Source organism: Pontibacter deserti, assembly GCF_023630255.1.
In the GTDB taxonomy this organism is placed as follows: domain Bacteria; phylum Bacteroidota; class Bacteroidia; order Cytophagales; family Hymenobacteraceae; genus Pontibacter; species Pontibacter deserti.
The window spans coordinates 148,240-174,518 of the sequence record NZ_JALPRS010000002.1 but is presented as its reverse complement, the minus strand read 5'-3'; the positions used below and the strand labels follow the sequence as shown (position 1 = coordinate 174,518).

Annotated in this window: 22 protein-coding genes; 13 read left to right on the top strand and 9 right to left on the bottom strand. The window is 44.8% G+C overall.

The window, feature by feature from the left end; translation table 11 throughout:
• Window positions 1-8 precede the first annotated feature (8 nt).
• The 3 genes from MJ612_RS12700 to MJ612_RS12690 all read right to left on the bottom strand — a co-directional run bounded on the left by MJ612_RS12700 (window position 9) and on the right by MJ612_RS12690 (window position 5,181).
• Window positions 9-3,017: a SusC/RagA family TonB-linked outer membrane protein gene (locus tag MJ612_RS12700; RefSeq protein ID WP_187031619.1), complete on the bottom strand. Its 3,009-nt coding sequence runs from the start codon at window positions 3,015-3,017 to the stop codon at window positions 9-11.
• Window positions 3,018-3,340: 323 nt separating this feature from the next.
• On the bottom strand, window positions 3,341-4,378 hold the full coding sequence (locus MJ612_RS12695) for a hypothetical protein (RefSeq protein ID WP_187031621.1): 1,038 nt from the start codon (window positions 4,376-4,378) through the stop codon (window positions 3,341-3,343).
• The gene (locus MJ612_RS12690; RefSeq protein ID WP_187031623.1) at window positions 4,369-5,181 is read right to left on the bottom strand and encodes an MOSC domain-containing protein; all 813 of its coding nucleotides are present in this window, start codon (window positions 5,179-5,181) and stop codon (window positions 4,369-4,371) included. Before MJ612_RS12690 ends, MJ612_RS12695 begins: the two co-directional genes overlap by 10 nt.
• A 123-nt stretch (window positions 5,182-5,304) precedes the next feature.
• Between MJ612_RS12690 and MJ612_RS12685 the strand changes: the two genes are divergently transcribed.
• Together MJ612_RS12685 and MJ612_RS12680 are read left to right on the top strand one after the other, a co-directional pair.
• Complete coding sequence (locus MJ612_RS12685; RefSeq protein ID WP_187031625.1) at window positions 5,305-6,201, top strand: TraB/GumN family protein; 897 nt, start codon at window positions 5,305-5,307, stop codon at window positions 6,199-6,201.
• A gap of 46 nt (window positions 6,202-6,247) precedes the next feature.
• On the top strand, window positions 6,248-8,212 hold the full coding sequence (locus MJ612_RS12680) for a M1 family aminopeptidase (protein WP_187031627.1): 1,965 nt from the start codon (window positions 6,248-6,250) through the stop codon (window positions 8,210-8,212).
• A gap of 75 nt (window positions 8,213-8,287) precedes the next feature.
• Here the strand turns inward: MJ612_RS12680 and MJ612_RS12675 are convergent, their stop codons facing one another.
• Complete coding sequence (locus tag MJ612_RS12675; RefSeq protein ID WP_187031629.1) at window positions 8,288-8,635, bottom strand: TM2 domain-containing protein; 348 nt, start codon at window positions 8,633-8,635, stop codon at window positions 8,288-8,290.
• Between the two features lie 48 nt (window positions 8,636-8,683).
• A complete protein-coding gene (locus tag MJ612_RS12670) occupies window positions 8,684-9,007 on the bottom strand; it encodes a DUF2752 domain-containing protein (protein WP_250419179.1) in 324 nt (107 codons plus the stop codon).
• A 73-nt stretch (window positions 9,008-9,080) separates the two neighbouring features.
• Between MJ612_RS12670 and MJ612_RS12665 the strand changes: the two genes are divergently transcribed.
• The 5 genes from MJ612_RS12665 (at window position 9,081) to MJ612_RS12645 (ending at window position 13,099) form a co-directional block, all read left to right on the top strand.
• On the top strand, window positions 9,081-10,535 hold the full coding sequence (locus MJ612_RS12665) for a PQQ-dependent sugar dehydrogenase (RefSeq protein ID WP_187031631.1): 1,455 nt from the start codon (window positions 9,081-9,083) through the stop codon (window positions 10,533-10,535).
• An 11-nt stretch (window positions 10,536-10,546) separates the two neighbouring features.
• The gene (locus MJ612_RS12660) at window positions 10,547-10,909 is read left to right on the top strand and encodes a c-type cytochrome (protein WP_187031633.1); all 363 of its coding nucleotides are present in this window, start codon (window positions 10,547-10,549) and stop codon (window positions 10,907-10,909) included.
• Window positions 10,910-10,939: 30 nt separating this feature from the next.
• Window positions 10,940-11,146 carry a YgaP family membrane protein gene (locus MJ612_RS12655; protein WP_187031635.1) on the top strand — a complete coding sequence of 69 codons (207 nt, stop codon included), beginning with the start codon at window positions 10,940-10,942 and terminating at the stop codon, window positions 11,144-11,146.
• Between the two features lie 76 nt (window positions 11,147-11,222).
• Window positions 11,223-12,524, top strand: coding sequence for a hemolysin family protein (locus MJ612_RS12650; protein WP_187031637.1), 1,302 nt, complete (start codon window positions 11,223-11,225; stop codon window positions 12,522-12,524).
• Between the two features lie 29 nt (window positions 12,525-12,553).
• A complete protein-coding gene (locus tag MJ612_RS12645; protein WP_187031639.1) occupies window positions 12,554-13,099 on the top strand; it encodes a dihydrofolate reductase family protein in 546 nt (181 codons plus the stop codon).
• A gap of 110 nt (window positions 13,100-13,209) precedes the next feature.
• On the opposite strand, the gene MJ612_RS12640 is transcribed toward MJ612_RS12645, so the two are convergent.
• On the bottom strand, window positions 13,210-13,470 hold the full coding sequence (locus MJ612_RS12640) for a hypothetical protein (RefSeq protein ID WP_187031641.1): 261 nt from the start codon (window positions 13,468-13,470) through the stop codon (window positions 13,210-13,212).
• Between the two features lie 215 nt (window positions 13,471-13,685).
• Window positions 13,686-14,951, bottom strand: a complete 1,266-nt coding sequence (locus MJ612_RS12635; protein WP_187031643.1) for a DEAD/DEAH box helicase — start codon at window positions 14,949-14,951, stop codon at window positions 13,686-13,688.
• 245 nt (window positions 14,952-15,196) lie between these two features.
• Between MJ612_RS12635 and MJ612_RS12630 the strand changes: the two genes are divergently transcribed.
• Genes MJ612_RS12630 through MJ612_RS12615 form a run of 4 tightly spaced genes read left to right on the top strand, consistent with a single transcriptional unit; the run spans window position 15,197 to window position 20,399 of the window.
• Window positions 15,197-15,880 (top strand): TetR/AcrR family transcriptional regulator, encoded by a 684-nt coding sequence (locus tag MJ612_RS12630; protein WP_250419178.1) that lies wholly within the window; start codon window positions 15,197-15,199, stop codon window positions 15,878-15,880.
• Window positions 15,877-17,610, top strand: a complete 1,734-nt coding sequence (locus MJ612_RS12625; protein WP_250419177.1) for a peptidase domain-containing ABC transporter — start codon at window positions 15,877-15,879, stop codon at window positions 17,608-17,610. Before MJ612_RS12630 ends, MJ612_RS12625 begins: the two co-directional genes overlap by 4 nt.
• A 3-nt stretch (window positions 17,611-17,613) precedes the next feature.
• Window positions 17,614-18,966, top strand: coding sequence for an HlyD family secretion protein (locus MJ612_RS12620; protein ID WP_187031646.1), 1,353 nt, complete (start codon window positions 17,614-17,616; stop codon window positions 18,964-18,966).
• Between the two features lie 8 nt (window positions 18,967-18,974).
• The gene (locus tag MJ612_RS12615) at window positions 18,975-20,399 is read left to right on the top strand and encodes a TolC family protein (protein ID WP_187031648.1); all 1,425 of its coding nucleotides are present in this window, start codon (window positions 18,975-18,977) and stop codon (window positions 20,397-20,399) included.
• Between the two features lie 20 nt (window positions 20,400-20,419).
• Here the strand turns inward: MJ612_RS12615 and MJ612_RS12610 are convergent, their stop codons facing one another.
• Window positions 20,420-21,241, bottom strand: a complete 822-nt coding sequence (locus tag MJ612_RS12610) for a sulfite exporter TauE/SafE family protein (RefSeq protein WP_250419176.1) — start codon at window positions 21,239-21,241, stop codon at window positions 20,420-20,422.
• Between the two features lie 102 nt (window positions 21,242-21,343).
• Complete coding sequence (locus tag MJ612_RS12605; protein WP_187031650.1) at window positions 21,344-23,929, bottom strand: lamin tail domain-containing protein; 2,586 nt, start codon at window positions 23,927-23,929, stop codon at window positions 21,344-21,346.
• Window positions 23,930-24,176: 247 nt separating this feature from the next.
• On the opposite strand from MJ612_RS12605, the gene MJ612_RS12600 reads away from it, so the two are divergent.
• Both MJ612_RS12600 and MJ612_RS12595 read left to right on the top strand, forming a co-directional pair.
• Complete coding sequence (locus MJ612_RS12600; RefSeq protein WP_187031658.1) at window positions 24,177-25,166, top strand: aspartate-semialdehyde dehydrogenase; 990 nt, start codon at window positions 24,177-24,179, stop codon at window positions 25,164-25,166.
• A gap of 324 nt (window positions 25,167-25,490) precedes the next feature.
• Window positions 25,491-26,264, top strand: a complete 774-nt coding sequence (locus MJ612_RS12595; RefSeq protein ID WP_187031660.1) for an RHS repeat domain-containing protein — start codon at window positions 25,491-25,493, stop codon at window positions 26,262-26,264.
• Window positions 26,265-26,279: the final 15 nt, after the last annotated feature.

Below are 26,279 nucleotides of genomic sequence, written 5' to 3'. Positions count from 1 at the left end.
ACTTACAATTAAAACCCAATGTCAAAACCAACTGTGTAAGTTCTAGGAACTGGATAATCGAATTGCTGAATATTGTTATCTAGCTCTGGGTCGAAACCTGTAAATTTAGTTAGTGTGAATAAGTTTTGTGCTTGCACAAAAGCTCTAACGCTTCCTAATTTAAGTTTGCTTGATATATCTTGTGGTACATTATAAGCAAGAGTCGCATTTCTAAATCTCAAATAAGAACCATCTTCAAGATCTTTTGTAGTAAACTGTCTCTCAGTACCTAATCTTTGAATGTCAGTAACTTGTCCTGGAGTCTTCCAAATTTCAAGCATTTCACGAGATTGGTTAAAAGAAGCAAAGTTAGGATTCGTGATAAAGAAGGTATTATTATTAAATAACTGATTGCCTTGCACAAACGAGAAAAACGTTGATAATTCTAAACCTTTGTAAGATACTGTACTATTAAAACCACCAGTAATCGGAGGGTTGAATGTACCTTGTGGCTGAGCATAATCATCACTGAACACATTTGTAACATTACCTTCTAAATCATAGTAGAGTGGATCACCGTTAGCAGGGTTCACGCCCGCCCAAGTTGGAACATAATGTGTACCTAGTGGCAAGCCTTCTCTTACGATTGAAGTACCTAACTCGAATTCGCGTTCCTGGAACAGATCAAGAATTTCGTTGTCGTTATAAGCAAAGTTTAATGTTGTTGTCCAGTTAAAATCAGCACCTCTGATTATATCTGTACTTATTGCTATTTCGATACCTCTGTTTCTCATTTCACCTACGTTACGCTGTAGTGTTGTGAAACCAGAAGTTCTTGACAATTGAGTATTGATAAATAAGTCAGTTGTGATGTTATTATAAACATCAACTGAGCCATATAATCTTCTGTCTAGGATGCTATAGTCTAAACCAATGTTAAATTTATTTGATTTCTCCCACTTTAAATCTGGGTTTTCTGGAGCAATTGGTGCTATACCTGAAATACCCTCATAAGTAGAAGTTCCAAATAGACCTAATGAAGGGAAATCAGCATTAGTACCTAAATCCTGATTACCTGATGTACCATAACTCACACGTAGCTTAAGATCATTGATAAACTCAATTCCTTTCATGAAGTTTTCATCAGAGATATTCCAACCGGCACCTAACGAGTAGAATGTAGCCCATTTATTATTAGCACCAAATTTAGAAGAACCATCACGTCTTAAACCTGCTGAGAAGTTATAACGGCCATCTAATGTATAAGTACCGTTACCAAAATAAGAAACTAAGGCGTTCTCTGTTTGAGTACCTCCTACTACAGGTATAAAACCGTTTGTAGTTGTACCTTGCGTGATACCTGCAGCAACGGGACGCTTAGGATCAATTCCATAACCTGTATAAGTTGTACTTCTGAACTTTTCAGTTAGTGTCTCGTTTCCTAATACAAAGTTCACATAGTGTCTGTCCCCGAAGCTTCTTACCAGATTAGCAGTGTTAGTATTGATTAATTTAACACGTCTGTTAGAAGCCTGATTTAAGCTACCTTGACCGCCTGTAGCACCAGCGCCTGCTGTAGACAATGGGCTGATCAAACGATCGAAAGTTCTTGAACGATAGTCGATACCTACTAGTGATTTTAAAGTAAGCCCTTTAAACACTTCATATTCTGCATAGGCATTACCTATACCTTTGATCTCATCATTCGTGTTTGACTGATTTTCAGTTCTTTCAAAAACATTGATACCTGTAGCAGGAGTCTCGTATTTACCAGTTTCAGGGTTCTTGATTCTCTCATATGAGTTGTAAAGGTATGCAGCTGCAAACGGGTTGTTTAGGTTAACTGCACCTTCAGACTCGATGAAATTAGATTTAGAATAACCCATAGATGAACTTAAACCAAATTTAAGTTTATCTTGTGTATCATGGTCTATGTTTACTCTACCAGTATAGCGTTCTAGGTCAGATCTTAATGCAATACCTTCCTGCTCATAATAGGCACCAGAAACATAAAATTTGGTTTTAGCATCACCTCCTGAAGCATTAACCTCATGAGATTGTGTTTTTGCATTTCTAAAAATTTCTTCAGACCAATTCGTATTTATTGTTCCTAGCTCAGCAATAGCAGCTTCAGCTTCTTCCATTGTTAGATATTGAGCATTAGTAGTAGGTAGCTTTGTTCTGCCATAGAAAGCACCAACAGCACCAGCTGTAACTCCTTGACTATACAAATACTTCTCGAACTCAATTTTCTCAGCAGTACTCATCATATCGAATTTCTGACGAGTTGGTGTAGAAACACCATATTGTGTACGGTAGGTCAAACGTGTTTTACCTGCAGTACCACGCTTAGTAGTTACAAGGATAACTCCATTAGAAGCTCTTGAACCATAAAGTGAAGTTGCAGAAGCGTCTTTCAAAATGTTGATAGATGCAAAGTCGTTAGGGTTTATAGTAGCAAATACGTTTGCATCAATAGGAACACCATCCACAATATAAAGTGGATCATTGCTACCATTGATAGATGAGTTACCTCTTATACGTACTCTTGATGAAGATCCCGGCTGACCTGAACCAGCTGATACCTGAAGACCTGGAGCACGTCCCTGAAGAATCTGATCGAATGTCGCAATTGGAACTTGTTCAATCTTAGCGGCACTAACAGTAGCAACAGAACCTGTTATCTTTTTAACGTCCTGCTCTACATATCCAACTACTACAACCTCAGATATCTCTGTAGAAGATGCATTAAGCTGAACATTCACTGTTGATTGGTTACTGATAGCTACTTCTTTAGCGTCAAAACCAATGTAAGTAAATAGAAGTGTACCTCCTGCGGCTGGTACTGAAAGTGAGAAATTTCCATCTACACCTGTTGCCGTACCAGTAGATGTACCTTTTAGTAAAACTGTAACGCCTGGTAAACCCTGACCTGTTTCTTGGTCTGTTACCTTACCCGTCACTGTTCGATTTTGTGCGAGCACTTGCACCACAAGCGCGAACACAAAAATGAAACTGAGTAGTAAACTCTTCTTCATGTTAGAAAGTGTTAAATAAATAGTTATAGATTAGTTTGTGTACCAAATATAGGTTCCCACATCTAATTTCAAAACACTTTCACATAATTTACATCAAATAATTTGTGCAATTATGCCACCATAGTCATATTTATAACTTATCTAACATTAATTTGGCACCTAAAATATAGCCATTAACATCAAAGTTTAAACATTTAACTTAAAATCAGGAAGATAGGCAACTTTTATTTTAGAACTTAAGTGTTCAATTAAGAGTAATTTATATTATTGTATAGGTATTTTTAGATATTTAAATAAACCTATTAATGTAGAAGTACAAAGTATCAATTGCTATTATTTTCTACAATAACACAAGCCGTGAGCTTAACCGGTAATAAGAAGATTCTTTTTAGTAGTGGCAAATGAGCTAAAGAGAGCCAGCAATCATGAGCCATTTGCTTTATGAAAGGCATAAGGCTTATTATTTGACTTAATTCTTCAGCTAAAAGGGACTTTTTACTATTACTCCATTGAAGTAATAACCTTTGTAGAAAAGAAGACAGCACCCACACCCAAATAACTAAGATCAAAATAGCACGGGCAAGTATGGCATAAACTGTACTATCATCTATTATACCGAAGTATAAACTGGAGGCTAACAACGCTATTGATCCAATCATTACCCCGGACATTAAAAATTTGCTGCGGCTTTTTCGTTTGTCCTTTGTTATCATAGGTGTCTGTTCAACCAAAGTAGATGATATTTTAATTGAATGGTGCTCATTTTTTAACCTTCTGGGAAGCCTCCCAGCAAGCCATCCAACTAAAACTCCCATTAGCACATGCAAGCCGATATACAGAAGTACTACATACAATACATAGTCTCCTGCTGCTATTCCGGCCTTCTTTAGTATATAGTCTACAAAACCATCCGCAACCTGGTATAAGTCCGCACCAAACACTATAAGCATAACCACCAGGCGCTGTAACGCAGACTGTAGTTGCGTGATTACGCCGAGCAATAGGCAGCTAACTTTAAAGTACCGCTTACTCCAGAAAAAAAGATATCCTAGCCCCCCTTGTATGAACACAGCCAGATACGCTCCAGGAGGCGAGTGCGGGCTAAGCATGCCTTTTATAAGTATAACTAATATGGTGGCTTTAAGAATAGCATGCCTTGCAGGACAGTAAAAAGCGAGCAGACTGATACAAAGCACTGCTGCACCACCCACAAACAATCCGGTACCGGGCAAATGTAGGGCGTGTAAGACACCTCCCAGGAAAGCTTCACTTAGGGCCCAAAGAGCAGTTATCCTATAGAAAACAGCAGGCTGATGTACAATAGAGTTCTCAGGCAGTTTAATTTGATCCTTTATTTGCATTGCAGCACATTTAGTTTGTCTCCAATTTCTATTACACCTTCACCATCATGAACCAGGTTTTGCCCAAACATGACCTTATTGTTTTGTGTGCGGTACGTTGCCAGTGTTTTAAGTGGCTCAGCGGTTTTTATACCCGTGTTTTGATCTATGGTGGTTAACACACAACGTGCACACGGTTTAGCTGCTCTGAACTTTATCTCCCCGATGGTAAAAGTATTCCAGGTATCTTCAGCATGAGGCTGACCGCCGGTAAACACAAAGTTAGGGCGGAAGCGATTCATCGGAACAGGCTTCTCTAGCTTACTGTTCAGAAGGTTCAGCGACTCCTGCCCGATCACCAGAAAAGGATAAGCATCAGCAAAGCTTACCACTTCGGAATCAAAAGCGTAAGTAGGATCCACTTGCCTGCGGGTACTTTCGGGCATATGAACCAGGCGAGCAAACATCCCTAAAGCCTTTGTAAACCATTTTGTAATTTTACTATCAACTTCCCTCGCTATACAGGTATCATCCCAGATGGTAACTTTTACCTCTATACCCGGACTACTATTAAAAGGAATAAATAATGGTTCTAATAGCTCTTGTTTATGATAAACCATCAAACCTTCCTCCTGCAGTTGTACCTGTAGCAGTGCCATTTGCGCAAACTTGCGTTGCGATAAGAAGTTACCCTCCTCATCTACCAACATCCAGCGTCTATCATTTTTTAATCCGCGCTCCTGCACCTGCGCCTGCTGCAGGCTTATACCTCCCAATGATTTTATAGGGTAAATGTAGATACTGCTTAGTATATATTCTTCCATGTTGTGCGGCTCCGGAGTATAAATCTTATCAGTTTTTATAAAAACATGACAAAGGTATTGTCAATTAGATATATATCCATTGCTATTTACTATTAACTTTACAGAAGAACTGATGACATCCTTATGAAGAGATCAAACATCCACCCGATTTTATTATTGTTACTGGTTATAGTTAATGCGGTAGTACCTGCTCTAGCACAGGAACAGGCACCAGCAGATCAGCCCAAAGCCCTGTTGTGGGAAATTACTGGACAGGGTCTAAAGCAGCCGTCTTATTTATTTGGTACTATTCACGCCATTTGCCCTGAAAATTATTTTTTATCTCCTGCAGTAAAAGAAAAGCTGAGTAAAGCAGAGCGTTTGTCGCTAGAGGTTGATATGGATGCCCCTAACTTTATGGCGGAGTTGCAACAGGCCGCTGTTTTACCGAGTGGCACTACCCTTCGCAGCTTCTTTTCAGAGGCAGACTATAAATTACTTTCCAGCCACTTTAAACAGACCCTGGAAATAAACCTGGACCAGTTGGAGCGCATGAAGCCATTTATGCTGCACTCCATGCTGCTGTCGCAGCTTACCGAATGCCAGGCTGTATCTTATGAGCAAAGCCTGATGGAAATTGCCCAGACGCAAGGCAAAGAGGTAATAGGACTGGAAACTGTAGGAGAGCAGCTTAGTGCTATTGATGAAATGCCTGCTAATGTACAGGCTGCTATGCTTACCAAAATGATAAATAACATGGAAGAAGCCCGCCAGACCTACCGCACTATGGTAAAGCTATACTTGCAGCAGGATCTTTCAGGCTTAGATGCCTTATCGCGTAAGGAATATAACAATGAAGAATACCACCTGTATGAGCAGGCATTCCTTGTAAACAGAAACAAACGCTGGATTCCGGTAATGGAGCGTGAAGCCAGAATAGAGCCAACATTTTTTGCGGTGGGTGCCGGGCATCTTACCGGCGAAAATGGCTTGCTCGAGCTTCTTCGTAAGCGGGGCTACACTGTCACACCTGTGCAATAGTGATTTTATACTTACTTATTTACTTAAGCTACTTCTTCTCCTACCTATGAAAAAATTAAACCTGCTTCTACTCTTATACTTCGGCATACAATACTTCGGTAAGGCTCAGGACCTTTTAAAAACGCAGGCCCAGTATTCGTGCGCTGAAACCAGATTGCAAGCTGCTACCCGACAGGCAGTAGCAAGCCCGGAGCACATGCGGCTAATGAATATGTATGATGTTACGTTTTATGGGCTGGACCTGGCACTGGAGCGAAACTCGGTTTATATAGATGGCAGTGTAACAACACACGCTAAAGTAAAAACCAAACCTTTAACTGTGTATGCCTTCGAGCTTCATCAAAGCTTTACGATCGAATCGATAACTATAAATGGTGCTGCGCAAACTAATATTTCCCGAAATGGCAGCGATGTAGCTGTAACCTTAAATGCTCCTGTTGCAGCAAACGGTACTATAAAAGCAGTTGTAAAGTATAAAGGTAATGCTCCAAACAGCGGAAATGCAGCTATCGGCAACGGATTTAACACAGCCCGGGAAGTGCAATGGGGAAATTATGTTACCTGGAGCCTGAGCGAACCTTATGCTGCTTACGAATGGTGGCCGACTAAACAGGTACTTACCGATAAAGCCGACTCTGTACACGTTTATGTAACCACAAGCCCAGAAAATAAAGTGGGCTCCAACGGCGTGCTTACTAAAACAGAAACACTGCCAAACGGGAAAGTTCGTTACGAATGGAAAAGCAAATACCCGATAGATTATTACCTTATATCAGTAGCAGTTTCAGATTATGAGGAGTATGTACAGTTTGCCAACCCAGTTGGGGCCACTAAGCCAATTCCTATTGTGAACTATGTGTATAAAGTAGGAGCATTGGCTGCTTATAAAGCTGAAATTGATAAAACAGCAACATTGCTCGAGATTTTTTCCAACCTATTTACGCTTTATCCTTTTGCTGAAGAAAAGTATGGCCATAGTATGGCGCCTATAGGTGGCGGCATGGAGCACCAGACCATGACAACCCAAAGTATATTTGTAACTACTCTCACAGCCCATGAGCTGGCACACCAGTGGTTTGGCAATAATGTAACCTGTGCATCGTGGCAGGATATATGGTTGAATGAAGGGTTTGCATCTTATGCAGAGTATTTAGCCTGGGAGAACATGGATTTGCCGGATAATGCCCGTAACTGGATAATAGAAGCGCACAGCTGGGCAAAAGATGCCCTGCAAGGTAGCCTGCGTGTTCCAGATACCACAAATGTTGGCCGCATCTTTAACTATAGACTTACTTACAAAAAAGGGGCTGCTGTTGTGCATATGCTGCGCTATGAAATAAACAACGATGAGCTTTTCTTCCAGGCTCTGCGCAATTACCAGACACAGTTTAGAGGTAAAACAGCTACTACAGCTGACTTGCAGCGGGTAATGGAAGAAACAACCGGTAAAGAACTGGATTACTTTTTTAAGCAATGGTACGAAGGTGAAGGCTACCCGAGCTTTAGCATACAATGGAACCAGGAAGAAAATCGCCTGGCATTAGAATCAACCCAGTCAGGTACAGGCAAAACTACGCTCTTTAGAACGGATGTAACCTACCGCATCCAGACCACAACAGGAATACAGACAGTTCGTGTAACGCAAAGCCAGGCAAAACAAAAGCATTTACTCTCTGTAAGTGGCGAAGTATTAAGTATAACCTTAGACCCTGATAACTGGCTATTAAAGGATGTAAGCCAGATAGTTCATAACACGGAGATGATGGTACCGGAAAGAACTCCCGTTCTATACCCAAACCCCACTACTAATGCGACTGTGTTTATAAAAGACCTACCATTTAATGCCACATCAGCCACCATATATGACCGTGTTGGCAGAAAGATAGGGATGCAAAAGTTTGGATCTGAGCAGCCTGTTGAACTACACATAAGCAATTTACCTGCAGGTTTGTACATTGTGCATATTACTGATGGCCAACAGAATTTTAAAACAAACCTTGTAAAACTGTAGCCCAGACTATTCATTAAACAAAAGCGCAGCAAGTATACACCTGCTGCGCTTTTGCTTTTAAGTATAAACTATAAATTAAAATCTCAGCATTGCTTTTACAGTTTGCGCCTCCTTTACATTATATTCATAGGTCAGGCGCTTATGGTTAATCAAGTCAAGTATAGTACCTACAAAGCAAAGACCACCTGTAAAAAAATATAGCAGGCCCATTCCAATTTGGCCTAAATAAAAACGCTGTAAACCTGCCAGCAAAAAGAACCCTATTATAGTTAGTATAAGCACCTCCTGCGGCTTTCTGCGGCGCGACCGATAGATGTTGGCAAACTGTTGTGTCTCGGCAAAAGACATATCATTTACCAGCGACTGTACATAATGGAGTTCTTCCGGCTCCAGTTCGGGCATTAATTCCAGAATATTTGACATAGTATAGGTTGTTTAGATTAATTTAGTTAATAAGCATAATTGCCAGTTCTATACTGATGGCCGATTATACCTGTAGTATAAAAACAACAGCTGACCACTGCGCCAGCACAATAAAAGCACGGCTGGCACCCCCAACGGATGTGCTTCCCACGACGCTTTTAACTCTCCACGGGCCAGCCACGCTATAGCATGACCTAACCCACACCCCGGGCACCACTCCAGCACATAACTAAAAGGACAAAAACTGAAAAGGTGAGCTTCCCCTGGCTGCATTACAGCCATTACAAAAAGCCCTACCAACCATAGTATGGCCTCCGGCAAATAAGCTTTGCTGCGCACTGCTACACTTGTTCCTGTTCCTGAATTCTGCAAGGCTAACTAAAGTATGAGGCACCCGTACCAACTATAATTACTTAAATATTAACAAAATAAGTTTATATTCAAAATGATGCAACCTGTACGCTCTGCTATACTTTTATTGATGATACTTCTGACCACAGGTTGTTACCGGATGCGGTCCTCCAATGGCGGCGGAGAAAATAGCACACTCTCCAATACCAGAACCATAAATGCAGCTGATATTGAGCTGCCTGCCGGTTATAAAGCAGAGGCAGTAGCTACTGGCTTTACTTTTCCTACGGATGTAGCTTTTGATGAGAACGGACAGGTTTATGTAACAGAAGCCGGTTACTCCTATGGCGAGGAATTTCTGGAACCGAAGCTGATCCGCATAGACCAGGATGGCAGCAAAACCAATGTAGCAACTGGCGCACTTAACGGGCCCTGGACGGGTGTAGCCTATTATAACGGGAACTTCTATGTAGCTGAAGGAGGTCAGAAAGAAGGTGGCAAAATTCTGCAGATCTCAAAAGAAGGCACTGTTACAACACTTGTACAAAATCTGCCCAGTTATGGCGATCATCATACCAACGGACCAACTATAGGCCCAGATGGGAATTTATACTTTGGTATCGGAACTGCTACCAACTCGGGTGTTGTAGGCCCAGACAACTATGACATGGGGTGGCTTAAACGAAATCCTGCTTTTCATGATATCCCCTGCCAGGACATTACGCTTACAGGCCAGAACTTTACAAGCAAAGCTCCTGACACGCAGGAAGGTAAAACGACCGGTGCTTACCAGTCTTATGGCACTCCTGCCAAAGCAGGTCAGGTTATACCAGGCGCAATACCCTGCTCAGGCGCTGTACTTCGAGTAGCTGCAGATGGCCGAAACATGGAATTAATGGCATGGGGTTTCCGGAACCCTTTTGGATTAGCTTTCTCGCCAAACGGCAGCTTGTTTGTAACAGACAACGGCTACGACGACCGCGGCAGCCGCCCGGTGTGGGGTGTTGGAGATTACCTGTGGCAGGTGCAGCAAGGGCAATGGTATGGCTGGCCCGACTTTGCAGGTGGCTTAGCATTTGATGGCGACAGGTTCGAAGCACCCAGCAAAGAGGCACCTAAACCTGTGTTAGCCAATCATCCTAATAAACCGCCACGCCCTACAGCCACGCTAGGGGTACACTCTTCGTCTAACGGCCTCGATTTCTCTACCTCAGCATCTTTTGGATACACTGGCGAGGCATTTATTGCCCAGTTTGGGGATATGGCTCCTAATGTAGGCAAAGTGATGGCCCCAGTAGGCTTTAAAGTTATCCGGGTAAATGTAGAAAATGGCATAGTTTCAGATTTTGCTGTAAATAAGGGCAAGAAAAATGCGCCTGCATCGGCTCTTAAAAATGGTGGCCTGGAGAGACCTGTCTCTGCTAAATTCTCTCCGGATGGCACAGCCTTATACATTGTTGATTTTGGCATTATGCGCATAGAAGGCAAAAAAGTGATACCACAGAAAAGTACCGGAGTACTCTGGAAAGTGACCCGCACAACACGCTAACCCCTGTAATTATGAAAACGACGATCTATATACTTGCTGGTTTTATGTTGCTGGCAGCTGCCTGTGGTACGGCAAAGCGCGGTGAACCAACTTTTGCCCCTGTACCCGATTCTGAACCTGCCATTGCACAAGGCGAAGTTGTTTTTAATACTTATTGCACCAAATGCCATCCGGGTGGGGAAGCAGGCCTCGGCCCGTCATTTAATGATAAGCCATTACCTGGTTTCCTGATGCGTATTCAGATCCGAAAGGGACTTGGGGTAATGCCTGGCTTTAAAGAGGAAGTAATTTCAGATGATGAGATGGATAACCTGATTGACTACATCAAGACTTTACGTAAAGCGAAACAAGACAAAGCCGTAACTGCACCGTAAGTATAAATTATAACCTTAAAGCAGAAAACTATGGAATGTAATGTTGGATTAAAAGAGCAGAAGCTTCGGGTGCTGGCAGGATTAGCACTAATAGGTATAGGTGCCTACTACAATACAAAGCCACTTGCAGCATTAGGCATTATCCCGATCCTGACAGGTATGACCCGTTACTGTCCGGTTAACCAGCTGATCGGGTACAACGGCTGCACCGATAAAAGTGTAAAAGACTTTACCTGACCTGTTGGGAACTAAGCCTTTTTATGACCTATACTTAGTCTGCACCTAGCCTGCTGGCATGGCAGCCTGATCAACTATGGAAATCATCATCATCTTTATACTTACACTGCTCAATGGTTTTTTTGCCCTGTCTGAGATTGCACTGGTATCTGTAAAGCGTAACAGAATAGAGCAAAAGGCAGCCAAGGGCAGCGGTAATGCAAAAGATGTTTTAAAACTGCTTGATGAGCCGGAGAATTTCCTGTCGTCGGTGCAGGTGGGTATAACGCTGATAAGTATAGTGGCGGGTGCTTATGGTGGCGCTGCCCTCTCAGAGAGGTTTACGCCAGTAGTTGCAAGTATAACTCCATTGGCTCCTTATGCCGAGGAAATCTCCATTGTGATTATAGTTGGACTGATCACTTATTTCACCATTGTTATCGGCGAGCTTATACCTAAAACCATTGCCCTTAATAACCCCGAACGCATTGCACTGGTCGTTGCACCTATTATCAGGATCTTCACAAAATTCAGTTATCCGTTGGTAAAGCTGTTGTCCGGCTCTACCAACTTATCTATTAAACTATTAGGTATCAAAGAGAACAAAAGCAGGGCAACGCTTACAGAAGAAGAATTAAGGCATTTAATTAAAGTGGCAGGTCGTGAGGGTGTGCTTGAAAAAGAAGAAGAACGCCTGCACGATAACCTGTTTTACCTGTACGAGCAAAGAAACCGCAGCCTGATGACCTATCGCACGGAAGTGGAGTGGCTTGACATAAATTATCCGGCTCCCGAACTTCATGAGAGGATCATGCTGAGTGCCCATACTAAATTTCCGGTGTGCCAGGGCTCTCTCGATAATACAATAGGTTTGCTGTCGGTAAAAGATTATTTTGAGCAGGTAGAAAAGCAGGGCAAACCCTTAGCGGACGTGCTAAGACAACCAATCTTTGTTTCGGAGTCGATGTATGCGATGCAAACGTTAAAACTTTTCCAACGAAAGAAGCAGTACCTGGCACTGGTAGTAAATGAGTTTGGCGCTGTAGAAGGCATTATAACCCTGCATGATATTATGGAAGCTATTATGGGCGATTTGCCCGATGTAGATGAAACCAGCGAACCTGACATCTACCTCCGGGAGGATGGCTCGTACCTGGTAAGTGGTGCTATATTGGTGCGGGAACTGAACAGAGAACTGGGATACGAACTTATAAAGGACCACCCGGAGCATTACGCTACTTTGGGTGGGTTTATACTTTATACTTTGTCAAAAATCCCGAAAATCGGGGATACTATTACCTTGCGAACCCATGAACTGGAAGTAATAGACATGGACGCCAGCAGGATAGACAAAGTACTGGTAAAAACTATACCGCCAACACCCGAAGCAGCTGCGTAAACTATACTTATTTAAAAACAACCTTAACTATGAGAAAAATAGTACTCTACATTGCAGCCAGCCTGGATGGCTACATTGCCCGCCCCGACGGAGGTATAGACTGGCTCGAAAATGAAGTATACAAAATTGATGGGGAAGACTTCGGGTACAGTAGTTTCATGAAGACCATAGATACAACCTTGATGGGCCATAGTACCTATAAAGTTGTGGCTGGCTTTGATATGCCTTTCCCTTACCCGGACAAAACAAATTATGTGTTTACCCACTCGCAGCAGCCCGATAACGAGTTTGTACACTTTATAAGCAGCAATGCAGCGGAGTTTGTAAGACAGTTAAAACAACAGCCTGGCAAAGATATCTGGCTTATTGGTGGCAGCCAATTAAATACCCTGCTTCTTAATGCCGGCCTTATAGACGAGATCATACTTACCTACATACCAATTATACTTGGTAACGGCATTCCACTGTTTGCCCCGTTTGCCAGCGAGAAAATGCTGAACGTGAAAGAAAGTAAGCACTTTGAAAATGGCTTTGTGCAACTGCTGATCGAAATGAATAATAACGGGAAGGTATAAAAAGCCAAAACCACTCGGCTTACGACAGGGTGGTTTTTGGTTTGCAGAACAAGCATCAGGACGAAGCTTTTCTGTATTCAGATTAGTTAGTGAGGCAGGTTAAAGTAAGCTTATAAGCAGGTCTGGCCAGTGGTGTGGCTTGTACCAGGTCCTATGTTTGATTTCAGAGCTGGGTCATGAACTGGATTTTGAACCGGGATATTTTTTTCTCTCTCCCTCTTATGTTCTAGCCGTTCATCTTCCATCATACCTTCGTTAATAGTATCGGCAAATTGCCTGCTGAAACCAAAGCTGTCATCTACGGTTACCTCGCGCCTTTCTCCGGTGTTAAAAAATAGTCCTGAAAGGGAATTCAATCTTCTGCGTCTCATCTTACACTCCTTTCGATTTAGGTGCAATAAATATTGCACGTTACACATGCGTTTATACTTTGTTATACGAAATTCATTTCAGCCAGTGCAATCAAAATCAGGAAATAGTACAGAAGTTTTACAAGTATAAATTGCACTTATTTCAATAACCTGATCAAATAAAAATGCCTGTACAAATACTGCATTTGTACAGGCATTTTTAAGTATAACCGGAGTTACTTCTTTTTCTTAGCTTTTGCTTTGGCCTTTTTACTTTTAGCGGCTTTTATCTGCTTGTCTTCCTGCTCTGCTTCCTGCATCAGGGCTTTCCAGTCATATTTGGCATCGGCACTAAAATCTATAGTGGCTTCGTAGTCTTCGCGTTCTACTTCAATTACCTTTATGTCTTTGGTCAGGTAGTGCTGTATTTCATCAAGTATAGGTTTTTCTTCGGGTGCACAAAAACTTACGGCTATACCTTTGGCAGTGCCGCGGCCCGTACGGCCTACACGGTGCACATAGTTTTCGGGCTGGTCAGGCAGGTCATAATTCACTACATAATCTACGTTCGGGATATCAATACCACGTGCACTTACATCCGTCGCAATCAACATCTTTACATCACCCTTCTTAAACAGCTTCATTGCCGATAAACGATCTTGTTGCTCTTTGCCACCGTGTATTACTTCGGCAGTAATATTTACCCGCTCCATTGCTTTCTGCACACGCTCGGCACGTACTTTGGTGCGCACAAATACCAGTATCTTTTTATCCGGGTTCTGATTTACGATACGCTCTAAAAAGAAACGTTTATCATCCATTTCCACATACATCACCGAGTGGTCCACGTTTTTAGAAACTGGATCTTTAGGTGATATCTGGATGCGAACCGGTTTATTCACCAAAGAATAAGCCAGCTCCTTTATCTGCTCGTTTATTGTTGCTGAGAAGAATAATGTCTGGCGGTTGCGTGGCAGTTTGGTTATCAGGTGGCGGATATCGTGAATAAAGCCCAGGTCCAGCATGTGGTCAGCTTCGTCCAGTACCAGTACTTCTATGCGGTGGAGCTTAATATACCCCTGGCTTACAAGGTCAAATAACCGGCCTGGCGTAGCTACCAGAATATCTATACCTGCTTCCAGCCTGGCTATTTGCGGCCCCTGCTCTACCCCTCCAAATACACAGAATGTTTTCACTCGGGTGCCTCGACCTATTTCTTCAAACACTTCGGTAATCTGGATAGCAAGTTCACGGGTTGGTACCATTACCACGCATTTTATACCATCTTCGCGGCGCCGGTTCTTACTAAATTGCAGCTTATCCAGGATTGGGATGGCGAAAGCAGCAGTTTTTCCGGTTCCGGTCTGGGCAATGGCCAGCACGTCCTCGCCTTTCATAATAGGAGGAATGGCTTTAAACTGGATATCGGTAGGGCGCTTAAATCCCAATTTGCTCAGGCTATTCTTTATCTCGTCGGATATGCGGTAATCTTCAAACTTCATGTTGCTGCGAAAGTATAGTTTGCACTGCCTATATTTTACGTACGGCTGGCGCTACATGCAAAGGTACGTCTAATTGTTTATTGTTGTGAGTGCGGGTTAATTTAAACGCCGCTTACCTGCTTAACCAGTAGCTACACTAACTTAAATGATAGCATTACTACCATCTGCAGGAGTAACGCTAAACATTTACAAATTCAGCTTGTTCTAGCAATAACAACGAAGGATGAAGTAAAATGGCAACATGCGTGCAGCTGCATCTCAACCACCAGTCGTACCTGCGCGAGCCGGAGAGCACCGAACTGGGTCGTAAGATCATTTCAGAAAGTATAAAGCTTATAAATGAGCTGGGGTTCGAGAATTTCACTTTTAAAAAGCTGGCCAGAGAGATCGGCTCAACAGAGGCGTCGGTTTACCGCTACTTCGAGAACAAGCACAAGCTGCTGGTATACCTGGTGTCGTGGTACTGGGCCTGGGTAGATTACCGTGTTACCTTCGAGACAAACAACATCGCAGACCCGCGTGAGTGCCTGAACCGGGCATTATCGGTTATCAGCAGATCAAACAAAAACGATCCGGCCACCCCGCACATAGACGAAGCTGCACTGCACCGCATTGTAGTTGCCGAGGCCTCTAAAGTATACCTGACAAAAGCCGTAGACGCCGACAACAAAGAAGGTTATTTTATGGAGTACAAGCGCCTCTGCAGGCATATTGCCGATATGGTGCTGGCGCTGGCACCCGATTACCCTTACCCGCACGCACTCGTAAGCACTATACTGGAGGCAGCTCACCAGCAGGTATTTTTTGCCCAGCACCTGCCCTCCCTTACCGACATACAGCGGCACGGACAACCCGAGGCAGAAACATCCGCTTTTCTGCAGCACCTGATCTTTTCGGCCATAAACACACCCTTACAGCAGCAAGTATGAGCACCAAAACCAAAAAGTATACTCCTATGCAACGTTTCCTGCAGCTGCTCTCCATAGAGCGCCGGGAAATTATGTACCTATATGTGTATGCCATTGCCGCAGGTCTGATCACGCTGGTAATTCCGCTGGGTATACAAAGTATAATCGGCTTCGTGTCGAGCGGACAGGTATCGGTTTCGGTGGTGGTACTGATAAGCCTGATCGTGCTGGCCCTGCTTATTGTTGGCGGTTTGCAGGTGATGCAGTTGTGGCTGGTAGAGTTTATTCAGCAGCGCCTGTTTGTTCGTACGGCCTCTGAGTTTGCTTACCGCGTGCCACGTTTTCAGCCGGAGGCACTGCAGAATTACTACCCGCCGGAGCTCATGAACCGCTTTTTTGATGTGGTAACGCTGCAGAAAGGACTCGCCAAAATACTGGTAGATTTTTCCACGGCAGTTATACAGATCGTTTTCGGAATTATCCTGCTCTCTTTTTACCACCCTTATTTTATCTTTTTGGGGCTGATATTGGTGCTGGTGCTGGTGGTTATTATCTGGCTTACCGGCGATAAAGGCATTGATACAAGTATAAAAGAATCGAAGTACAAGTATAAGCTGGTGGCATGGCTCGAGGAGATGGCCCGCTCGCTGAGCACTTTTAAACTGGTTGGCCACACCAACCTGCCTATGGAGCGCACCAACAACTATGTAAAAAGCTACCTGGAGGTGCGCCGCGAGCATTTTAAAGTACTAATGACGCAATACTTCAGCTTTGTTGGCTTCAAAACATTTATCACAGGTGGCTTGCTGGTGCTGGGGTGTATTCTGGTAGTGCAGCAGGAAATTAACATCGGCCAGTTCGTGGCTTCTGAAATCATCATCATTCTGATCATGAGCGCAGTAGAAAAGATCATGATCAAGCTGGACACGGTGTACGATGTGATGACGAGCCTCGACAAGATTGGCCAGGTTACAGATCTGCCTACCGAAGAAATGGAAGGTATAAAGTTGAGCGAGCTTCCGATAAACGGCGGGCTGAGCCTGCAGGCAAAGAACCTTAGCTATAAATTCCGTGACTCCAGAAATGTAGCGCTGCAGAACATCAATTTTACTATTCAACCATCCGAGCACGTGTGCCTTGCAGGATTTAACAATTCGGGCAAAACCACGCTTATCAACATTCTGCTTGGTTTGCTGCCATCTTACAAAGGCGGCCTGACCTTCAATGGCATTTCGCTGCACGACCTGCACAAGGGTAACCTCCGCAGCCTTATCGGCGACAATATCTCAAAAGAACAGGTATTTGACGGTACCCTACTGGATAACATCACCTTAGGGTGCGAACTACCCATGAGCGATATACTTTGGGCTATTGAGGAAGCCGGGCTTACAGGGTTCGTGCACTCGCTACCCGATGGGCTGCACGCTTACCTGACCGGAGGCAGTCTTCACCTGCCGGCCAGTGTATCGCGCAAAATAGTGATGGCCCGCAGCCTGGTGCAGCGCCCTAAACTTCTCATCATCGACAACTACTGGGCCGGCATGGCTAAAAATGAGAAAGAAGAATTCCTGCACCTGCTTACCAGTCCGCAGTTTACCTGGACCATCATCATAGTATCGAACGACAGGGAGGTAATGCAGCTCTGCGACCGCGTACTGGTGCTACAGGATGGCTATCTGGCAGCTAACGGCAGCTATGAAGAGATAAAGCACCTTAATGTTTTACAGGAACTAACCCAAGTAACAGCGTAACCTATGGCACCTGAACCAAAAGTATTTGACGATACAGATAAGCAGCAGCTCGAGGTGATGTCGGAGGTGCAGACGCCACACCTGGGCCGCACGCTCAGCTATTGGATTGGTGGTATCTTTCTTATGCTGATCCTGTCGCTCTTCCTGCCCTGGACGCAGAACATCCGCTCGCAAGGCACCCTTACCGCACTAAGGCCACAGGACAGACCCCAGACCGTAGAGGCAACTATAGCCGGCCGAATTGAAGAGTGGCACGTACTGGAAGGCGCTTTTGTAAAGAAAGGCGACACCATTGCCAGCCTATCCGAGGTAAAAGAAAAGTACATGGACCCGAACCTGCTTACGCGCCTGGGAGAGCAGGTAAATGCCAAAGAGGATGCCGTAGAAGCTAATAAAGCCAAAGAACAGGCCATGCAGGAGCAGATAAAAGCTTTGCGCGAGGGCCTTGTGTTCAGTTTGCAAAAAGGACGTAACAAAGTAACCCAGAACCGCCTGAAACTCCAGAGCGACAGCATGGATGTGGTGGCACAGCGTACTGAGCTAACCATTGCGCAATCGCAGTTCGGGCGCCAGGAAAACCTGTACAAGCAAGGGCTTAAATCGTTGACAGAGCTGGAGCAACGCCGCCTTAAACTACAGGAGGCCCAGGCAAAACTGCTTTCGCTGGAAAACAAGTATAACGCCACCCGCGCCGAGCTGCAGAACGCCCGCACCGAACTGAACTCGTTGCAGGCGGAGTACGGAGATAAAATTGCCAAGGCAGAGGCCGAGCTCAGCGCTACCCGTTCCTACATTTACACTGCCCAGGCCGATGTTGCCAAATTGCAGAATGAGTACAGCAGCACACAGATCAGAAGCCAGTATTACCAGATAGTGGCCCCGCAGGATGGCTATGTGGTCCAGACGTTGAAAGCAGGTATAGGCGAAACTATAAAAGAAGGCGAACCCCTGGCTACCATTATGCCGCGCAACCCGCAGCTGGCTGCCGAACTTTATATTGACGCCCTTGACCTGCCCCTTATAAAACCCGGAGACGAGGTGCGCCTGCAGTTTGAAGGCTGGCCTACCATTGTTTTTTCTGGTTGGCCCGGCGCAAGCTTCGGTACTTTTGGCGGCAAGGTAGCTGTAATAGATAATACCGGGGTCAACAGTAAGTACCGTATGCTGGTAGTGCCAGATCCGGAAGAAGAGCCCTGGCCTGATCCGCTACGGGTGGGCTCCGGCGTATATGGCTGGGCTATGTTGAGCACAGTGCCTGTCTGGTACGAACTATGGCGCCAGCTCAACAACTTCCCGCCAGATTATACTTCCACAACGGGCTCAAAGGACGCTACAAAACCCTCTGAAAAGAAGTAACCAGGAGCATGTATAAGATCAACCATATCAAAAGCCTCACTCTGCTGCTTCTGCTTTTTATACCTGCTTTAGTATTTGGGCAGGAACAGAAAGTGCTTACACTGCAGGAGTTTCACCAGATCATACTACAGCACCACCCGGTGGCGTCTCAGGCGGCTTTGCTTTCGGAGCAGGCCCGGCAGGAGCTGCGTATTGCCCGCGGCACTTTAGATCCGGTTATCGCCAGTAAAGTATACCGAAAGGAGTTTGGCGGCAAAGAATACTATAACCTCTGGAACAACACCCTGTACGTGCCCCTCTGGTTTGGTCCTGAGCTAAAAGCTGGTTTCGAGAAGAACCAGGGCCAATACCTAAACCCGGAAAACACCACTCCTCCCGATGGGCTAAGCTCGGTAGGTATATCGGTGCCGCTTGGGCAGGGTTTATTTATAGATGAACGCCGTGCTACTATACGGCAGGCCCGCCTGATGCAGGATATTGCCGAAGCAGAACGTGTAAAGCTTATCAACAAACTGCTGTTGCAGGCTACCAAAGATTACTGGGACTGGCTTTTCTATTACCAGCAGGTGCAGCTATACCAGGAATCGGTGGGGCTGGCCGACTTCAGGCTGAAGGCAGTAAAAGCGCGCGCGCAGGAGGGCGACCTGGCTGCTATTGATACTGTAGAGGCCCTTACGGAAGTACAAACCCGGCAGGTGCTGCTGCAGGAGGCTCTTTTAGGTTACAACAACTCCCGCCTGATGGTGGCCACGCACCTGTGGGCTGAGAATGAAACCCCGCTCGAGTTACAGGAAAAAACGACACCCGCCGCAGCAGGCAGCGAGGTGGCAACTCTATCCGCAACAGACCTGAAACAGTTACTGGAAACAGCCAGAACTAACCACCCAGACCTGCGCAAACTGACCCTGAAGGGCGAGCAGCTGCAAATAGAGCAACGCTTTGCCGCTGATAAGCTGAAGCCCAAACTGAATGTAGAGTATAACCTGCTGCAAAGTGATTTTTACATGAGGCCGGAAATGTGGGATAACCAGTTCGTGAGCGATAACTATAAGCTGGGCCTTAGCTTCAGCCTCCCACTTTTTCTGCGGCAGGAACGAGGCAAGCTACAGCTGACAAAAGCCAAACAACAAACCAATGCCCTGGAGCAGATACAAGCCTCAAGAGAAATAGAGAACAACGTGCTGGCTGCCTACAACGAATGGCTTGCCCTGGAAGAGCAGATACGCCTGCAGCAGCAAATGGTAGAAAATGCCAACATCCTCCGCAACGGCGAAGTTACCCGCTTCGAAAACGGCGAAAGCTCTTTATTCCTGGTGAACTCACGCGAACTGAAACTGCTGGAGGCGCAGGTTAAACTATACAACCTACAGGCAAAGTATGCCAAAGCCCGCACCTTTCTTTACTGGTCGGCAGGAAGTATAGAGGCGGAATAATTGCCAGAAACAACAAACTGTTAGCTCTTGAGACCAACCCACTCCTGCACCGCAGCACTTAGCTTTTTAAAATCGGAGCCGCCGGAGCCATAGGTATCGTAAGCAAATTTGATGATGATGCCAGTTACCACGATCAGGAAAAGAACACGAACAAAGCCTACTCCACGCTTCAGGGCAGTACGGGTACCTAACTGCGACCCAATAATGCTACAAATCGCCATAGGTATAGCCGCTTCGTAATAGATATAGCCTTTGTAAGCAAAGTATAGCAACGCCGACAGGTTGGTAGCCACATTAACAACTTTTGCCGCCGCTGATGCCGCCAGGAAGTTAAACCCGAAGAGCCCAATAAAGATAAAGATGAGGAAGCTGCCGGTGCCAGGGCCGAAAAAGCCGTCGTAAAAACCTATTGCAGCACCAATAAGAAGGCCATATAGCTTCTCTTTGGCATCGGTGAGCTTTGGGGCGTGTAATGACCCAAAATCTTTTTTGATGAAGGTATAAACCGCTACCAGAACCAACAGCACAAGTATAAGCGGCTTTAGCAAACTTGCATCGAGGTGACTGAGGGCGCGGGCTCCTAAAAATGAAAATATAAAAGCTGCCCCCGCCGCCGGAAGTATAGCCCAATAATTAATTTTGACACTGCGCACATACTTAACCATGGCTGCTGTGGTACCTGCAATGCCGGCAAACTTACCTGTACCAAAAGCTACTGGCAACGGCATATTTGGCAGAAACACCAGCAAAGCCGGCAACTGAATAAGTCCGCCACCACCTACAACCGAATCAATAAAGCCTGCCATAAACGCAAACAGGCACAGGTAAAAAATATTATCCACCGAAGTAAAACCTAAAGAAAGTATAACCTTAATCTCTGAAAAGAGCTGCGCAAGTTAAGTGATTACAGGCTGATATGCTGCTATATAAAACAGGTAAATTTTTTACAGTCTGCCGCCCACTACTACTTTCTCTTTGTGGATGCTTTTCTCGCCGTTTAGCCCGAATAGCTCGATGTAGAAAATGTAATACCCGATAGCGGCTTTTGAGCCATCTTCTTTCAGGCCATCCCAGCGGAAGAAGCCGTTGCTGGCCAGTAGCTCATTCCGGATCAGTTTGCGTACTTCTCTGCCCTGCGCATCAAACACGGTTATGTTAGCTGTTAACCCGTTCTGGCTGGTGTTATAGTTAATAGTGGTAAAATCGTCGTAGCCATCTCCGTCTGGTGAGAAAACCTGAGGTGCTATATTAAAATCCTGCTCCGTTGCTATCCCTCGCTGCGACTGTGAATTTTTGTACCCTGGTGTAGCAGATACAGTAGTGGCAGCGGAACTAAAATTGCTGGCTATACTTTGCCTATCCAGCCTGATACGCTCCAGCGACACGCCATTTACATCATCCAGCAGCGCAAAATGCATCTCCGAAGTATAGCTAAACCGGTCGGCTACTTTACCATCTGGCTGCAGCACTACTACTGTTCCGGCATCATCGGGGTAGCTGGGCAGGCTCGTCATTTTCAGAAAAGCATTATTATTGGCTTGCGGATAATTGGTCTTTATATTTTCCGGATTTGAAGTTAGAACTACATATTGGCTTGGCGCTAGTACATAGTTGGCTGTAGTAATGGCTCTGATGTTACTGATAGTATCGCCGGAAGTATTTGCCAGTTGCCAGTTTCTCAGGTCGATGTACTTGTCGCTGCGGTTTACCAGTTCTACAAAGTCTACCCCATTAGGCCGTGGGTTAAACAAAATCTCATTGATCACCACATCGCCGGGAGCAGGCGCTGAGGGTAATGCAAGAGTTATAGTTATCGGTTTAGAGTTTAAATTTCCGGAGCAGTCTGTTATACCGGAGGCTGATAAAGTATAAAGTTGCCGCTCCTGCAGTGGCGCAGCAAGTGTAAGTATAACGTCAGTAAACAATGGTCCCTGCACCTGCACGCTGGCTATAGTTATATCTGGACTGATGTTATAGTTGGCTCTAGTTGCAGCTTGTGTGCTGTCAAGGCGCTCGTTAAAGCGGAGTTGTACCTGTGTAGCTGAAATAGCTGTCGCGGAAAGTATAGTTGGCGGCGTTTGGTCAGGTATAGTTGCGGCCACGGAGTTAGGCTGTGCAGGTGTACCACCTTTGGGGTCATTGGCTACTGTCCAGTTCTCAGCACCGGCACAAGGGTTCGTTATGTCTATTATCTCCAGGCTCCAGCCGCCTTCGCGTTTGGCTGCATCTTTATACCACGTATCGCTATAGTTTACCGCATAAATAAGCTTACCGTTGGGCTGGCGCAGTTGCAATAGTTCGCCACTATTGTTTAGCCCCGGGAAGTTGCTGATGCCGATAACTTTACCATATTGTGTAAAATTTGCAACCAGCGTATTAGGCACTACCACGGCATACTCTCCTGGCTGCAGCTGCACATTAGACAATGTAGTGGTAGAGGTAGCATCGGAATAGCGTATACCCTGCAGCGTAAGCACCTTATCTGTAGTAGCATTGTAAAGTTCGATGTACTCCTGTGCCGGCAAGCCAACTTCAGGCGCTTCATCTGCCATAATTTCGGTTATCAGCAGTTCGTTATAGCCGGGCAGCACTGCCGGTGGCACAAAGGTAAAACTACGCTCAATTGGCCTTCCCAAGCTGTTTCCGTACAGGTCCTGAAGATTGTTTATACTTAATGTATTGCTCCCAAACCTGAAGTTCTGGCTGAACACCAGCCTAACTGTACCTGCCTCTGTCAGTTCTGCTATGGTTGGCTTTATACTTCCGTTTAAAGTATAATTAGTTGTGTTCAGTGCCTGTTGTGGTTGCAGTGGTTCGTTAAACCGAAGTATAAGCTCCTGTGTGGTTATAGTTTGCAGCTCTTCCAGTGCAGGCGGCTGGGTTTCGGTTATTTTAAAATCATCAAAGTAGAAGTTTTTACTGTTCGCAGAGGTGTACTTTAGCAACACCCCAAAGTATAAAGAGCGCTTATGGGTAGCATCTGTTACTGTTCCCTGGCTGGTGTAATTCTGCCCGGTGCCCGTAACATCTATACTTAGCTCCCATTCATAATTTATACTTCTAGTTACCCGCACGCGCACTACGTTGTTGGTAGTGGCAACAGTCTGGTCTTGCCCGTTAATGATTATCACGGCTGACTTACCTGCATCTTTGCGGTACAGGCTCACTTCATCGGCGGTGTTGCCAATGCGAATAAAGTACCCGTTCACGTCTGCTGCTTTCAGGTCTTCTTTGTCGGCTACCAGGTAAATATCGGTATAGTTGGTGGAGGAAGTTGCCAGTTTCAGGTTTGCCCAAAACTCCCAGGTAGTACCTGTTACCGCCTGCGATGGTGTGGTGAGTTGAAGTGTTGTTCCGGTTACAGCTGGCCCGTTACTTTGCAGTTGGTTGGCGGCGTTAACTATAAAACTACCGGCATCGCCTGACCAAGAAGGGTTTTGCGTGAAGTTACCATCAGAAAAATTGTCCTGTAGCTGGCTGTAGGCCCAGAGCGGAAGTAGCAGAAGTATAGCCAGTAAAGTTTGTTTCATGTATACATTTGTGCTGAAAACTTACGAACTTCGCATCCCCGTGTACAACCAAAGGACGCTCACAGGTTTTGAAACGCAGTGAGGCTTGTTATTACAAAACCGCCTCTGTAAATTTTAGAACTATTACGAGAGGCTAAGTCGTTAGTTAGGGAAGTTAAAGAGTTTGGGAGTTAGAGAGTTAAAAAGTAACGGTCAGCAATCGACAATTTAACAATTAAGCCATTAAACAATTAAATACATACCTTAAATGAAAGTAGCAGTAGTAGGCGCCACCGGATTGGTAGGCGGCGAAATTTTGAAAGTACTGGCGGAGCGCGACTTCCCGGTAACGGAATTATTGTTGGTTGCTTCGGAGAAGTCTGTTGGTAAACAGATGGAGTTTAAGGGTAAACAGATAAAGATTATCGGGATGCAGGACGCGATTGCGGCTGCCCCGCAAATTGCCATTTTCTCGGCCGGCGGCAGCACCTCTACGGAGTGGGCTCCTAAGTTTGCCGAAGTTGGTACTGTTGTAGTTGACAACTCATCAGCCTGGCGTATGGACCCTACCAAAAAGCTGGTGGTACCGGAGATAAACGCGAAAGAACTGACCAAAGAAGATAAGATCATCGCTAACCCGAACTGCTCTACCATACAAATGGTGGTAGCCCTGAACAAACTGCACGAAGAGCTAAAGGCAAAGCGTATTGTGGTGAGCACTTACCAGTCGGTAACAGGTACGGGCGTGAAGGCGGTGGAGCAGCTGATGAACGAGCGCGCCGGCAAAGAAGGCGAAAAAGCTTACCCTTATACCATTGACCTGAACGTATTGCCGCACATCGATGTGTTCCAGGACAATGGCTATACCAAAGAGGAGATGAAGATGATCCTCGAAACGAAGAAGATCATGGGCGACGACTCAATCCGTGTAACTGCTACTGCGGTGCGTATACCTGTAATGGGCGGCCACTCAGAGTCGGTGAACGTGGAGTTTGAGAAGGATTTTACCTTGGATGAAGTATACCGTTTGCTAGGCGAGACTGAAGGCGTGAAGGTTATAGACGATGTAAAAAACCTGCAGTACCCGATGCCGAAGGACGCACATGGCAAGGACGAAGTTCTGGTAGGCCGCGTACGCTTAGATGAAACTCAGCCACGCACACTGAACATGTGGATCGTGGCGGATAACCTGCGCAAAGGCGCCGCTACCAATGCTGTGCAGATTGCCGAGTATCTGGTGAAGCACGAGCTGGTGTAGGTTCTTTTGCGACACACGTAGCACGTATCAAGTAGCACGACAAAGTATAAACGATTGCTCTTCCGGACTTCCTTGTTCGGAAGCTAACTGATGGGGACTTCTTAGTCCCCATTTTTTATTTGCAGAGCACAGAGCATAGAGAACTTGCTACAGCTAGGGTCATAATTATTAATCGCCTGACATACTGCATATAAATGCATTTTTGCTATATTGTTAAACACAAGCCCAAAGCATAATAGGAGGAAAATTTTACTCCACACATTGTGCTGATAGTAGGAGTAGGTACTCCTGTTAGCTACTAGTCAGGTACTATAAAATTCATAAATGAAAACAAAACTACTCTTAATTTTGGGCCTTTTAATGTTCCAAAAGGCTTATTCGCAAGAAATATCAAAGGAAGATATTCTCAAGCATGGCATTGAAACTATAACAGCTGTTGATACAGATGGTAAGCAGCAAATAGAATTCTTCAATGCGAAGGGTGAGATTGTTAAAGCAGGCAAACTAGAAGAAGATGGCACTTTTAGCCTTAATGAAGAATACCGATACAATGACTCAGGCCACCTAGATGAAGTCATCAGGTATAATACTGCAGGCAGAGTCCACTCAACAAAAAAACACCACTACAACTCACAGGGTCAATTGATAAAAGCTGAACTCTTAGATGGTGATGAAGTTGATGTCACTTGGACATACACATATGATGCAGTTGGAAATAAGATAAAAGAATTAAGAGAATCAGGTACCTCTGGCAATTCTGTCACAGTTTACAAATATGACAGCAACTTACTTTTGATTCAAGAAGATAAATCCAATGATACGATAGGAAAAGAAGAGAATGTTAACTACAAGTATAATGACAAAAAACAGCTGATTGAGAAGAAAACCAAGGACTACTTTAGCGGCGCTACCATAACACAGACTTACGAGTACAATGAGGAAGGTAAGTTAAAACAGCTAAAAGATAAGTCATCAAATGGTGTTTCAATGGTTATAAACTATACCTACGATGATAAAGGTCTTTTAATTAGTGACACATGGAAAGGTTCGCTTAGTAAGGAAGCTTACACTACTCGATATATATTTAACAAAAAGTAAAATTACAGTACCTAA